14 protein-coding genes are annotated in these 13,240 nt (G+C 69.0%); 13 read left to right on the plus strand and 1 reads right to left on the minus strand.

The window, feature by feature from the left end; all coding sequences use genetic code 11:
• Positions 1–100 precede the first annotated feature (100 nt).
• The 11 genes from ACFHPP_RS06270 (at position 101) to ACFHPP_RS06320 (ending at position 10,709) form a co-directional block, all read left to right on the plus strand.
• The gene (locus tag ACFHPP_RS06270; RefSeq protein WP_437162402.1) at positions 101–409 is read left to right on the plus strand and encodes an FtsB family cell division protein; all 309 of its coding nucleotides are present in this window, start codon (positions 101–103) and stop codon (positions 407–409) included.
• A 310-nt stretch (positions 410–719) separates the two neighbouring features.
• Positions 720–1,754 (plus strand): pyruvate dehydrogenase (acetyl-transferring) E1 component subunit alpha, encoded by a 1,035-nt coding sequence (gene pdhA / locus ACFHPP_RS06275; protein ID WP_437162403.1) that lies wholly within the window; start codon positions 720–722, stop codon positions 1,752–1,754.
• Entirely contained in the window at positions 1,751–3,139 is a 1,389-nt protein-coding gene (locus ACFHPP_RS06280) for a pyruvate dehydrogenase complex E1 component subunit beta (RefSeq protein WP_437162404.1), read from the plus strand. Before pdhA ends, ACFHPP_RS06280 begins: the two co-directional genes overlap by 4 nt.
• 12 nt (positions 3,140–3,151) lie before the next feature.
• Positions 3,152–4,462 carry a pyruvate dehydrogenase complex dihydrolipoamide acetyltransferase gene (locus ACFHPP_RS06285; protein WP_437162405.1) on the plus strand — a complete coding sequence of 437 codons (1,311 nt, stop codon included), beginning with the start codon at positions 3,152–3,154 and terminating at the stop codon, positions 4,460–4,462.
• Entirely contained in the window at positions 4,462–4,947 is a 486-nt protein-coding gene (locus ACFHPP_RS06290; RefSeq protein ID WP_437162406.1) for an N-acetyltransferase family protein, read from the plus strand. The genes ACFHPP_RS06285 and ACFHPP_RS06290 overlap by 1 nt, the downstream gene beginning before the upstream one ends.
• Positions 4,947–6,371, plus strand: a complete 1,425-nt coding sequence (locus ACFHPP_RS06295) for a glycosyltransferase family 39 protein (RefSeq protein ID WP_437162407.1) — start codon at positions 4,947–4,949, stop codon at positions 6,369–6,371. The genes ACFHPP_RS06290 and ACFHPP_RS06295 overlap by 1 nt, the downstream gene beginning before the upstream one ends.
• A gap of 2 nt (positions 6,372–6,373) precedes the next feature.
• Positions 6,374–7,768: a dihydrolipoyl dehydrogenase gene (lpdA, locus tag ACFHPP_RS06300; RefSeq protein WP_437162408.1), complete on the plus strand. Its 1,395-nt coding sequence runs from the start codon at positions 6,374–6,376 to the stop codon at positions 7,766–7,768.
• A gap of 4 nt (positions 7,769–7,772) precedes the next feature.
• The gene (lipA, locus tag ACFHPP_RS06305) at positions 7,773–8,738 is read left to right on the plus strand and encodes a lipoyl synthase (RefSeq protein WP_437162409.1); all 966 of its coding nucleotides are present in this window, start codon (positions 7,773–7,775) and stop codon (positions 8,736–8,738) included.
• A complete protein-coding gene (locus tag ACFHPP_RS06310; protein ID WP_437162410.1) occupies positions 8,738–9,208 on the plus strand; it encodes a type II toxin-antitoxin system RatA family toxin in 471 nt (156 codons plus the stop codon). Before lipA ends, ACFHPP_RS06310 begins: the two co-directional genes overlap by 1 nt.
• Before the next feature lie 234 nt (positions 9,209–9,442).
• The gene (locus ACFHPP_RS06315; RefSeq protein ID WP_437162411.1) at positions 9,443–10,129 is read left to right on the plus strand and encodes a response regulator transcription factor; all 687 of its coding nucleotides are present in this window, start codon (positions 9,443–9,445) and stop codon (positions 10,127–10,129) included.
• Positions 10,130–10,286: 157 nt separating this feature from the next.
• Positions 10,287–10,709 carry a hypothetical protein gene (locus ACFHPP_RS06320; RefSeq protein ID WP_437162412.1) on the plus strand — a complete coding sequence of 141 codons (423 nt, stop codon included), beginning with the start codon at positions 10,287–10,289 and terminating at the stop codon, positions 10,707–10,709.
• Here the strand turns inward: ACFHPP_RS06320 and ACFHPP_RS06325 are convergent.
• The gene (locus ACFHPP_RS06325; protein ID WP_437162413.1) at positions 10,706–11,353 is read right to left on the minus strand and encodes a hypothetical protein; all 648 of its coding nucleotides are present in this window, start codon (positions 11,351–11,353) and stop codon (positions 10,706–10,708) included. The genes ACFHPP_RS06320 and ACFHPP_RS06325 overlap by 4 nt on opposite strands.
• A 117-nt stretch (positions 11,354–11,470) precedes the next feature.
• Here ACFHPP_RS06325 and ACFHPP_RS06330 point away from each other — a divergent pair, with 117 nt between their 5' ends.
• Complete coding sequence (locus tag ACFHPP_RS06330) at positions 11,471–12,115, plus strand: glutathione S-transferase family protein (protein WP_437162414.1); 645 nt, start codon at positions 11,471–11,473, stop codon at positions 12,113–12,115.
• A gap of 53 nt (positions 12,116–12,168) precedes the next feature.
• Entirely contained in the window at positions 12,169–13,236 is a 1,068-nt protein-coding gene (locus ACFHPP_RS06335; RefSeq protein ID WP_437162415.1) for a threonine aldolase family protein, read from the plus strand.
• The last annotated feature ends 4 nt before the right edge of the window (positions 13,237–13,240 follow it).

The raw sequence follows: 13,240 nt of genomic DNA on the forward strand, positions 1-13,240 counted from the left end.
GGCCGGCTGCGATTCAGGGGGTCTGTCGGTCGGGGGACTCGCAGGGGTGAGTGATTTGTATCTGCCGCCAGAACGGCGGGGGGGCGCCGGCGCCTGGATCATGCGCCGGGTCAGGGCGGCCGTGCTGCCGGTGCTGTTCCTGGGCACCAGCGGCTATTTCGTCTGGCACGCGGTGCATGGGGAGCGTGGGCTGATCGCCCGCGACCAGCGCCAGGAGCGCATCCAGGAGGCGCGGCTGGAGCTATCGCGCGTGCAGGGTGAGCTGGAGGCGGTGGAACGTCGCGTCCACGGCCTGCGCGGCGACCGGCTGGACCGCGACCAGCTGGATGAGCGCGCGCGGCAACTGCTCAACATGGTCGACAAGAACGAGATCGTCGTTCCTTACGGGCCGGAGCGCCGCCTGTTCTGATCCGCCCTCGCCCCGGACGGGGCGGCTGTGCCCGAAAATTCCTGCCTTGGCGGCCGGCTGGCCGATTCACGCCCGCCCATTTCAGAAAATTGCGGCGCCCCGCGCCGGTAGGCAGCATTCCTCTGGCTGCACCGGCGCCTTCGCAATGTCGATCCGGAACCATGAAAATCCGGCGAAGCAGTCTTAACCGATCCGCGGTTAATCCTCGTATTGCGTTGCACAATAACGCTATTTCATCGAAACCGCGTGCTTGCACCGCGGTTTGGGCGCGCGTAGATGCGGTGAAAGGCAAGCCCTGAGGAGGAACCGCATGGCCGAGACCGCCGCCCGCGCAGCTCGCGGAAAGGGGGCCTCCCGAGGGGGCAGCCAGCCCGCCGTCAGCAAGGAAGTGCTGACCCGCGCCTATCGCGACATGCTGCTGATCCGCCGCTTCGAGGAAAAGGCCGGCCAGTTGTACGGCATGGGCCTCATCGGCGGCTTCTGCCACCTGTATATCGGCCAGGAAGCCGTGGTGGTGGGCATGCAGCTCTGCCTCAAGCCGGGCGACGAGGTCATCACCTCCTACCGCGACCACGGACACATGCTGGCCACCGGCATGGAAGCGCGTGGCGTCATGGCCGAGCTGACCGGGCGCATCGGCGGCTATTCCAAGGGCAAGGGCGGGAGCATGCACATGTTCTCCCGCGAGAAGGGCTTCTATGGCGGCCACGGCATCGTCGGCGCGCAGGTCTCTCTCGGCGCCGGCCTGGCCTTCGCCAACTGGTACCGGGAAGATGGCGCGGTCGCCGTGACCTATTTCGGCGAAGGCGCCTCGAACCAGGGCCAGGTGTTCGAGAGCCTGAACCTGGCGGCGCTGTTCAAGCTGCCCTGCATCTTCGTCATCGAGAACAACAAGTACGGCATGGGCACCAGCGTGGAGCGCGCCAGCGCCTCCCGCGACCTGTCCAAGAACGGCGCGCCCTGGGGCATCCCGGGTGAGCAGGTCAACGGCATGGACGTGCTGGCGGTGAAGGAGGCCGGTGAGCGCGCCGTGGCCCACTGCCGCGCCGGCAACGGCCCGTATCTGCTGGAGATGAAGACCTACCGCTACCGCGGCCATTCCATGTCCGACCCGGCCAAGTACCGGACGCGGGAGGAGGTGCAGAAGATGCGCGAGCAGAACGACTGCATCGAGACCGCGCGCAAGATGCTGCTGGAACAGTTCGGCGCCTCCGAGGCCGAACTCAAGGTGATCGACGACGAGGTGAAGGCCATCGTGCAGGACAGCGCCGAATTCGCGCAGACCTCGCCGGAGCCCGATGAGAGCGAGCTTTGGACGGACGTGCTGGTGGAGTCGAAGGCATGACTCAGATCCTGATGCCGGCGCTGTCGCCGACGATGACAGAGGGCAAGCTCGCCCGCTGGCTGAAGGCGGAAGGTGATTCCGTGAAGGCTGGCGACGTCATCGCCGAGATCGAGACCGACAAGGCGACCATGGAAGTGGAAGCCGTGGACGAGGGTACGCTGACGAAGATCCTGGTGCCGGAAGGCACCGACGCCGTCGCGGTGAACACGCCGATCGCGGAACTGGACGACGGCAACGAGGTCGCGGCCAAGCCGGCACCCAAGCCTGCCGAGGCGGCGCCCGCGCCCACGCCTGCGAAGAACGGCGAGGATGCCGGCGCGATCGCCGCCAAGGGTACGGAGACGCGCCCCGAGACGACCCCCGCCATGGCCAAGGCGCCGGCGCCGGAGAAGGAATGGGGTGCGACCAAGCCGATCACGGTGCGCGAGGCGCTGCGCGATGCGATGGCCGCCGAGATGCGCACCGACAAGGACGTGTTCCTGATCGGCGAGGAAGTCGGCCAGTACCAGGGCGCCTACAAGATCAGCCAGGGCCTGCTGGACGAGTTCGGCCCGAAGCGCGTGATCGACATGCCGATCACCGAACACGGCTTCACCGGCATGGCGGTCGGCGCGGCGATGACGGGCCTGAAGCCCATCGTCGAGTTCATGACCTTCAACTTCTCGATGCAGGCGATCGACCAGATCGTGAATTCGGCGGCGAAGACGCTGTACATGTCAGGCGGCCAGCTCGGCTGCCAGATCGTGTTCCGCGGCCCGAACGGCGCCGCCAGCCGCGTCGCGGCGCAGCACAGCCAGTGCTATGCCTCCTGGTACGCGCATCTGCCCGGCCTGAAGGTGCTGGCGCCGTGGTCGGCGGCGGATGCCAAGGGGCTGCTGCGGGCCGCGATCCGCGATCCGAACCCGGTCATCTTCCTGGAGAACGAGATCCTCTACGGGCAGACCTTCGACTGTCCGACGGATGAGGATTTCATCCTGCCGATCGGCAAGGCGAAGGTGGAGCGCGAGGGCACCGACGTGACCCTGGTGGCGTTCTCCATCATGGTCGGCATGGCGATGCAGGCGGCGGAGGCGCTGGAGGCGCAGGGGATCAGCGCGGAGGTCATCAACCTGCGCACGCTGCGGCCGCTCGACATCGAGACGGTGGTGAAGTCGGTGAAGAAGACCAACCGCCTGGTCACGCTCGAGGAAGGCTGGCCCTATGCCGGCATCGGGGCGGAGGTCGCCATGCAGATCCTGGAGAACTGCTTCGACGACCTGGACGCACCGCCGGTGCGGGTGCACGGCCTGGACATCCCGATGCCCTACGCGGCGAACCTGGAAAAGCTGGCGCTGCCGCGGCTGGAACAGGTGATCGAGGCCGCGAAGCGCGTGACCTACAAGTAAGGGGAACAGCAGATGGCAACGAACATCCTGATGCCGGCGCTGTCCCCGACGATGACCGAGGGCACGCTGGCGCGCTGGCTCAAGGCCGAGGGCGATACGGTGAAGGCCGGCGACATCATCGCCGAGATCGAGACCGACAAGGCGACCATGGAAGTGGAAGCCGTGGATGAGGGCGTACTGGGCAAGATCCTGGTGCAGGGCGGAACGGCGGGCGTGAAGGTCAACGACCCGATCGCGGTGCTGGTGGAGCCGGGCGAGTCGGCCGATGCGGCGCCGGCGGCCATGGCCGAAGCGCCGAAGGCCGAGACCCCCAAGCCTGTGGCCCCGGAGACCCCGAAGACGGAACCCGCCGCGGCGCCCAAGGCGGAAGCGCCGAAGACGGTCGCATCCTCCGGCGACCGCACCATCGCCTCGCCGCTGGCGCGGCGCATGGCGGCGCAGGCCGGCATCGACCTGGCCGGGCTGAACGGCAGCGGGCCGAACGGGCGCATCGTCAAGACGGATGTGGAAGCGGCGCTGTCCAGGCCGCAGGCTGCCAAGTCCGCGGCGGCCGAGGCAGCGCCCGCACCGGCTGCGGCGCCCGCCGCGGCGCCCGCGCCGAAGGCCCCGGCACCGGCGATCACCGCGCCGCATACGGCGATTCCGAACAGCACAATTCGGAAAGTGATCGCGCGGCGGCTGTCGGAATCGAAGCAGACGGTGCCGCATTTCTACGTCTCGATGGATATCGAGATCGACGCGCTGCTGAAGCTGCGCGCGCAGTTGAACGCGACCTCGCCGAAGGACGGCCCGGGCGCGTTCAAGCTTTCGGTGAACGACCTGGTGATCAAGGCGGCGGCGGTGACGCTGCGGCGGATGCCGGCGGTGAATGCCACCTGGACCGAGGACGCGATCCTTCAGTACCACGACGTCGACATCTCGGTCGCCGTCAGCATCCCGGATGGCCTGATCACGCCGATCATCCGCCGCGCCGACCAGGCGGGGCTGGCCTCCATCAGCAACCAGATGAAGGACCTCGCGGCGCGGGCCAAGTCCGGCAAGCTGAAGCCGGAGGAGTTCCAGGGCGGCGGCTTCTCCATCTCCAACATGGGGATGTACGGCGTGCGCGACTTCTCGGCCATCATCAACCCGCCGCAGGCCGGCATCCTGGCGGTCTCCGCCGGCGAACAGCGGCCGGTGGTGAAGGATGGCGCGCTGGCGATCGCGACCGTGATGACCTGCACGCTGTCCGTCGACCACCGCGTGGTGGACGGCGCGCTGGCGGCGGAGTGGATCGCGGCGTTCAAGAAGATCGTCGAGCAGCCGCTGAGCCTGATGCTCTGATGGCGGCATTCTCGCTCCGCGACGCAAGGCCGGACGATCTCGGCGATATCGTCCGGCTGGTCCGCGCCCTCGCGGAGTATGAGAAGCTGCTGCATGAGGCGGTCGGCACGGAGGATGATTTCCGCGACGCCCTGTTCGGCCCGAACCCGCGCCTGTTCTGCACCCTGGCGGAGCTGGGGGGCAGGGCGGTCGGCCAGGCGATCTGGTTCTACAATTTCTCGACCTTCACCGGCCGCCACGGCATCTACCTGGAAGACATCTTCGTCGAGCCCGAACACCGCGGCCTCGGCATCGGGGAGGCCTTCTTCCGCAACCTCGCCGCCCGTGCCGTGGCCGAGGGCTGCACCCGCGTGGAGTGGCAGGTGCTGGACTGGAACGAGCCCGCGATCCGCTTCTACCGGAAGATCGGCGCGCGGGGCATGGATGAGTGGCGCGTGCAGCGCCTGTCCGGCGAGGCGCTCGCGGCGGTCGCGGCTTCCGCATAATGCTGGCCGCGCCCCAACCCTTGCCGGGCGGCGCGCTGCGGCGTGTGCTGGCGCATCCGCTCGGTGCGCCGCTGCTGGTCTTCCTGCTGGCCTTCCTGTTGCTTCTCGCCGGCGCGCTACGCATGCCGCCACGCGAGTTCAACTTCTTCGACCAGTCCTTCTACGCCACCACCGCGTGGGAGCTGCTGGAGTACGGTGTCTACGGCGACGGGGTCTTCGACTCGACGGACGGGAAGCTCGGGGCGCCGTTGCCCGGCATGTGGCTGCCGCCCGCCTTTCCGCTGCTGCTCGCCGGGCTGATGGCGCTCGACCCGGCGCTGCGTGCGGCCGGTGCCTGCCTGGTTCAGATCTATCCGGCCGTCGGCTGCCAGCCCTATCTCGGGCCGGTCGTACCGGTGCAGATGGCGCTCGTGGCGGTCGCCCTGGCCTGCCTGTTCGCGGCGGCGCGACGCCTCAGCGGCCCGGCGATCGCCGCGGTCACCACCTGCGTCGCCATGCTCCTGATCTGGCGCTACGTGCCGCTGCTGCGACTGGCCATGACGGAGCCGCTGGCCCTGGCGCTGTTCGCGGGCGCCCTGCTGGCGCTGCTGGCCGCCCTGGATGGCGACCGGCGCGCGGCGATCCTGCTCGGCCTGCTGCTCGGCCTGCTGGTGCTGACCAGGCCAAGCCACATCGTGCTGCTGCCGCTGGCCGGCGTCGCGCTGCTGTTCGCCCCGGCGCGGCGGGCGCGGCGCCTGGTGGCGCCGGCCCTGCTCGCGCTCGGCCTCGCCGTCGCCCTGCTGCCATGGGCCATGCGGAACGAGTCCACGCTGGGTCGCTTCGCGCTTTCGGGCGGCTATGGCGGCGCCATCCTGACCGAGCGCCTGGCCTGGAACGACATGACCTGGCGGGAGTTCGCCGCCTCCTTCGTCTACAACCTGCCCGATGCGGGCGATGGATGGGCGAAGGCGCTGTTCGGGGCGGAGGATGTCAGGCGCCTGGACTGGAACCATCCGGACAGCTTCTACGCCGTCGGCATGGCGCGTCGCACCGCGATGCTGGCTGACACGGGCGGCACCGGCGTGGGATCGCTGATCCGTGGGCAGGTGCTGGCCGAGCCGGCTTGGCACACGCTCACCACGCTGTCGATGGCCTGGCGCGGCGTCTGGATCGGGCGCTCGCTGGGCTTCATCGTCCTGCCGCTCGCCATCGTCGGGCTGATGGCGGCCTGGCGCGGGGGCCGATCAACAAGGCTCCTCGTCTGGACAGCGCCGGCCTTCATCATGCTGGCGGTGCATGCCGCGGCTTCGGTGAACCAGGAACGCTACAATCTCGCCCTCGTCCTGCCGATCTCGCTCTGCGCCGCGCTTGGTCTCCGCGCGGCCTGGGATCGATGGGGCCGGAGGCATCATCCCGCCCGACTGGGCGCATCGAAAGGAAGCTGACCATGGCCGAGACCTTCGATCTCGTGGTGGTGGGCGGCGGCCCCGGCGGCTATGTCGGCGCCATCCGTGGCAGCCAGCTCGGCATGAAGGTGGCGCTGGTGGAGCGCGAGAATCTGGGTGGCATCTGCCTGAACTGGGGCTGCATTCCGACCAAGGCGCTGCTGCGCGCCAGCGAGATCAACCACCTGCTGCACAGCCTGGACGCCTACGGCTTCGCCGCCGACAATATCCGGTTCGATTTCGCCAAGGTGGTGAAGCGCAGCCGCCAGGTCGCCGGGCAATTATCGGGTGGCGTGAAGCACCTGATGAAGAAAAACAAGGTGACCGTCTATGACGGCCACGCGAAGCTCGCAGGGCCAGGCAAGGTGTCCGTCAGCAAGGACGGGAAGGCCGTGGCCGAACTCCAGGCCAAGCATATCCTGCTCGCGACGGGCGCCCGCGCCCGCGTGCTGCCGGGGATGGAGCCGGACGGCAAGCTGATCTGGTCCTACCGCGAGGCGATGACGCCCGCCGCGCTGCCCAGGAAGCTGATCGTCATGGGCTCCGGCGCCATCGGCTCCGAATTCGCCAGCTTCTACCTCAACATGGGCGCCGAGGTGACGCTCATCGAGGTGATGGACCGCATCCTGCCTGTCGAGGACGCGGAGATTTCCGCCTTCGTGCACAAGGCCTTCACCAAGCAGGGCATGAAGATCATCACCGGCGCCCGGGTGCAGGGCGTCCGCAAATCCGGCGACAGCATCACCGCCATCGTCGAGGCCGGCGGCAAGGTCCAGGATATCACGGCGGACAGGCTGATCTCGGCGGTCGGCATCGTCGGCAATGTGGAAGACCTCGGGCTGGAAGGCACGAAGGTCAAGGTGGAGCGCACCCATGTGGTGACCGACGCCTTCGGCAATACCGGGGAGCCGGGCGTCTACGCCATCGGCGACCTGACCGGCGCGCCCTGGCTGGCGCACAAGGCGAGCCATGAGGCGGTGATCTGCGTCGAGGCGATCGCGGGCAAGCACCCGCATGCGATGGATATCCTGAACATCCCCGGCTGCACCTACTGCCGCCCGCAGGTCGCCAGCGTGGGCATGACGGAAGCGCGCGCCAAGGAAGCCGGGCATGAGGTCCGCGTCGGCCGCTTCCCCTTCATCGGCAACGGCAAGGCCATCGCGATGGGGGAGCCGGAGGGCTTCGTGAAGACGGTGTTCGACGCCAAGACCGGCGAGCTGCTCGGCGCGCACATGGTCGGGCCGGAGGTGACGGAGATGATCCAGGGCTACGGCATCGCCCGCACCCTGGAATCGACCGAGGCCGAGTTGATGCACACCGTCTTCCCGCACCCGACCGTGTCCGAGGCGATGCATGAGTCGGTGCTTGATGCCTATGGCCGGGTGATCCACATCTAGCGCCATGAGCACCCGCGTCGAGATCAACCACGCCAGGGCCGGAGCCGCACGGCACCCGGAGAAGGCGAACCGGCCCGACAACCCGATCCAGCGGAAGCCGGACTGGATCCGGGTCAAGGCGCCGATTAGCCCGGTGTACCGGGAAACCCATGCGCTGATGCGGGCGAACGGGTTGGTGACGGTCTGCGAGGAAGCCGCCTGCCCGAATATCGGGGAATGCTGGTCGCAGCGCCACGCCACCATGATGATCATGGGCGACACCTGCACCCGCGCGTGCAGCTTCTGCAACGTCATCACCGGCCTGCCGAAGGCGCTCGATGCGGATGAGCCGCGGCGGGTGGCGGATGCGGTGGCGAAGCTCGGCCTGCGGCACGTGGTCATCACCTCGGTGGACCGGGACGACCTGAAGGATGGCGGGGCGGAGCATTTCGCCCAGACCATCCGGGCCCTGCGCGCCGCGGCGCCGGAGACGACGATCGAGATCCTGACGCCGGACTTCCTGCGCAAGGATGGCGCGCTGGAAGTGGTGGTGGCGGCGCGGCCGGACGTGTTCAACCACAACCTGGAAACCGTGCCGGCGCTGTATCCCTCCATCCGGCCGGGCGCGCGCTACTACCATTCGCTGCGGCTGCTGGACCGGGTGAAGCAGCAGGACCCGTCCATCTTCACCAAGTCGGGCATCATGGTCGGGCTGGGGGAGAAGCGGATCGAGGTGCTGCAGGTGATGGACGATTTGCGCAGCGCGGAGGTCGATTTCCTGACCATCGGCCAGTACCTGCAACCGAGCGTGAAGCATGCGGCGGTGGACCGCTTCGTGACGCCGGACGAGTTCGCCGACTACGGCCAGGCGGCACGCGGCAAGGGCTTCCTGTTGGTGTCCGCGACGCCGCTGACGCGGTCCAGCTACCACGCAGACCGGGACTTCGCGGCGCTGCGCGATGCGCGCGCGGCCAGGCTGAAGGCTGCCTGATGCCGACTCATGCGGAAAAGCGGGTGCTGCCGTATTCGGACGAGCAGCTTTTCGACATGGTTGCGGATGTGCGCCGCTACCCGGAATTCCTGCCGTGGTGTGTCGGCGCGCGAATCGTCTCCCGCACCGAGGGCGAGTTGATCGCGGACCTGACCATCGGCTTCAAGATGTTCCGCGAGACCTTCCGCAGCCAGGTCACGCTGGAGCGGCCGCACCACGTGCATGTGCGCTACCTGACCGGCCCGTTCCGTTACCTGAACAACCACTGGCGCTTCCGGCCGGTGGCCAATGGGACCGAGGTCGATTTCTTCGTCGACTTCGAGTTCAAGTCGCGCCTGCTGCAGGCGGTGATCGGCACCGTGTTCAACGAGGCGGTGCGCCTGATGGTGCGATCCTTCGAGCGCCGCGCCGCCAACCTCTATCGCCGCGCCGCGCCGCCGGCCGCCGCAACGCCCGCCCCCACCGCCTGAATCCGGCGGGCCTGGCTTCGGCCATGGGTTGGCGGCTGGAGCCTGGCCTTTGTCCCAGCCTCTTCTGCGTTGGGCCGAGCTGGACCCCAAGCCGCCCGCGGCTATCCCATGCGTCACAAAATAAAGAAAAGTAGATCGAAATAATACGTATGATGCCGTGAATGTCAATCCATGCGTCTGATCTACAATCTATATTGAGAGAGGGAGCAACTCTTTTTATGGGATCCGTCCAAAATGCTGTCCATCTTGCTTGTTTGCAGCGATAGCCGCCTTCGAGCCAGCCTCGCTGACAGCCTTGCCGAATCCTTCAGCGTTCACCAGGCCGAGAATGCCGCGGCGGCGCGGGCCATGCTCGACGGTTCGGGCGTGGACTGCGACGCGGTGCTGATCGACACCGGCATGTCCCCGGCCGAGGGGCCGGATCTTTGTACCAGCCTGCGCGCCGGCGGCGTCGACCTGCCGATCCTGCTGCTCAGCGAAGCCGGCGACGCGGAGGACATCGTCCGCGGCCTGAACAGCGGCGCCAACGACTACGTCGTCAAGCCATTCAGCCTGCCGGAACTGGCGGCTCGTCTTCGCGCCCATCATCGGGTGCATGCCAGTGCCGGGACCGCGGTCCGGACCATCGGCCCCTACGCGTTCCGGCCCTCCGCCAAGCTGCTGCTGGAGCGGGCCCGCAACCGCACGATCCGGCTGACGGCGAAGGAGGTCGCGGTGCTGAAGTATCTGCATGCGGCGGATGGGCGCCCGGTGGCCAAGCAGACCCTGCTCATGGAGGTCTGGGGCTACAACAACGCCGTCAGCAGCCACACGCTGGAGACCCATATCTGGCGCCTGCGGCAGAAGATCGAGGCCAATCCCGCGAACGCGCGCTTGTTGCTGTCCAACCGCGAAGGCTATCGCCTGAACCAGGCCGCCTGACATGGGCGCCCCAGGGACGATGCAGGCGATCCAGGCCATCTGCAGCCTGGTGCCACGTCTCCGGCCGAGGCCAAAGGGTAGCTCCTCGGGCGGGGCCGCGCCGACCGAGTTCGTCGATGGTCGGTGGCAGGTTCTCGGCGGGTCTGCGCCAGCCAGGGTGGCAAGGCGCGCGGCCCAGGTCGCGGCGCCGGTGGCCGCCGGTGCGGCTGCGACCGGCGGCATGATCCTGGCCTGCGAGGCCCTCGGCCTGCCGAACCTGCTCTCCGGCCCGCACGCCGCGCAACCCGCACCCACGGCCGGTGTGGAGAGTGCTGGCGCGCCATTCGGCTTGGCAGCGGAAGGCGACACGCTGGGCCTGCTCATGAGCGGCCCGAGCCTGTTCAGGCTGGGCGGCCCGTTCCAGGACCAGCTGCCTCTGGTCGGCGAGTTGCACCCGCCGCTCGAGGCCGTCCTCGTGCCGGTGCCCGAGCCGGATTCGATCGTGCTGTTCGCCGGCTTCCTGGTCCTGTTCACCGCCGTGCTGCTGCGCCTCGCCGCAAGGCGGCGGCGCCTGGCCAGGTTGCCTGCTGCACGCCGCTAGGCGGTGCGCCCGCAATGCGCGCCGTTCGGCAGGTAGGGCCAGAACAGGCCGTTGGTGAGGTAGGCGCGCTGCAGCGCCTCCGGCCCGTGCAGCGGCTCCGCCACGCCGAGGCGGAAGGCGAGGTATTCGTCCCCCGGCTTCACGCCGCGGTTCCTGACCGGATCCAGCCAGTCATCCTGCGCGCCATGCTGGATGCGGGTCAGCAGCCGGCGGTTCAGCCCGCGGACCAGGTCGCGCGCCTCCGCCGGCCAGGCACCGTATTTCGCGCCGGGCGTCGTGGCGGTGACGGGGATCTTGCGGAAGCCGGCCGCCTCCTGCCGCCAGCAGCTCATGATGTCGTAGTCGGACACCATGAGGTGGCCCTGCGCGCCCTGCACGGCGCCGGAGGGACCGCTTTTCGCCTCCGTCACCGCGGTCTTGGCCGGCAGCAGCCCGTGCAGGGAGCGCGCGGCGAGGTTGGGGCATCGAAAGAACAGGAGCAGGTTCCGCGCGCCGGAGGCCTGGCGCAGCGTCATCACGTCCTCCGGGTCGAAGCCGGTCTCCCGCGCCACCCGGATATCCTGGGCCGAGGCCCCGGCGCGCGCCGCCGCACTTTCGCGCTGATCCGCGAGGATTTCGCCGATGCTGACCTGCAAGCCGACCATGCCCTGACTTCCGCGTTCGGGCGGACAGCAAAGCAGAGCTGCATGGCAGCTCGGTTGCCGTCTGTTTCACGGCTTTGCGTCGCGCGCGACGCCGAGAAATCGGGCAGGCTCAACGCCATGAAATACATCCTGTACGGCGACAAGGGCTCGGGCTCCGGCCCGGTGGAGATGGCGCTGGCCGAGGCCGGAGCCGAGGTGGAGTTGCGCGAGGTGCCGCTGGAGGGCGACCACCAGCGTCGCGCGGACTACCTCGAGCTGAACCCGATGGGCCGGCTGCCGACGCTGGTGCTGCCCGGCGGCATCGTGATGACGGAAAGCCTCGCCATCCTGGTGACGCTGGCCGATCTGCATCCGGAGGCGGGGCTGCTGCCGCCGCCGGGCGACCTCGGCCGCGCCACGGCCCTGCGCTGGATGGCGCTGCTGGCCGGCGAGTTCTACCCGCACGTCACGCGCTACGACTACCCGGAGCGCTTCGGCATCGGGCCCGACCAGGCGCAGCCGGTGAAGTGGCGGGCGCAGGAGATGGGGCAGGAGGTTCTGGGCATCATCGAGCGCCACGCCGGCCTCACCGGCAATGCCGCGGCACCCTTCCTGCTCGGCGAGCGCTTCAGCGTCGCCGACCTTTACCTGGCGGTGCTGTCCCGCTGGATGGGCGGCCGGGTCTGGACGCCGGAGAACCTGCCGAAGCTGGAGGTGCTGGCCCGCGCCGTGGCGGCACGGCCGGCGGTGGCGCCGGTGTGGGAGCGGCACGGCCTGGGTTGACGGAACAGGCGGCGCGGGGCGGGATGCGCGCCAGCACATTGCCGGAGCGCCTCATGGTCCATGCCCCCGAACGCCCGCCCGAAGGCGCGCCGCCCGTTCGCGTCAACCTGTACTCGGACACGCAGACGAAGCCGACGCCCGCCATGCTGGATGCGATGATGCGGGCCGAGGTCGGCGACGAGCAGCATGGCGACGACCCCACCGTGCATGCGCTGTGCGACCGCATGGCGGCGCTGATGGGCAAGCAGGCGGCGGTGTTCATGCCGACCGGCACCATGTGCAACGTCGCCGCCACGCTGGTGCATTGCCGCCCCGGCGAGGAGATCATCGCGCATGAGACGGCGCATATCCTGACCAGCGAGGGCGGCGCCCACGCCGCGCTCGGCAGCGTGCAGATCTATCCGCTGAAGGGGCCGCGCGGCATGTACACGCCGGACGACCTGCGCGGCGCGCTGCGCGGCAAGTCCCGCCACACGCCGACGCAGCGGCTGGTGGAGGTGGAGCAGACCGCGAATACCGGCGGCGGCGCCGTCTGGGCCAAGTCGACGCTGGATGAGATCGCGGGCATCGCCCACGGCGCCGGGCTGTCCACCCACCTGGACGGCGCGCGGCTGATGAATGCCTGCGTTGCGGCCGGCGTCGCGCCCGCGGACATGGTGGCGGGCTGGGACAGCGTCTGGCTGGACTTCACCAAGGGCCTCGGCGCGCCGCTCGGCGCGGTGCTGTGCGGATCTTCCGAGTTCATCGACGAGGCCTGGCGCTGGAAGCAGCGGCTGGGCGGTGCGATGCGGCAGGCGGGGGTGTGCGCGGCCGGCTGCCTGTACTCGCTCGACCACCATGTCGACCGGCTGGCGGAGGATCACGCCAACGCCAAGGCCCTCGCGCGCGGCCTGGCGCAGATGGAGGGTGTCGAGGTGCAGGACCCGGATACGAACCTGGTGTTCTTCACGGTGGCCGGCACCGGCGTGGCGGCTGCGGATGTCATGCGGCGGGCACGGATGGAGGGGGTGCAGCTTTCCATGCTCGGCGGCAGGCTGCGCGCCTGCACGCATCTCGATGTCACGGCGCCGATGATCGAGGAGGCGCTGTCCGTCATCCGCGCGGCGCTGGCACGGGGCTGAGCCG

The organism is Falsiroseomonas sp. E2-1-a20 (assembly GCF_051433195.1).
Classification (GTDB): Bacteria; Pseudomonadota; Alphaproteobacteria; order Acetobacterales; family Acetobacteraceae; genus Falsiroseomonas.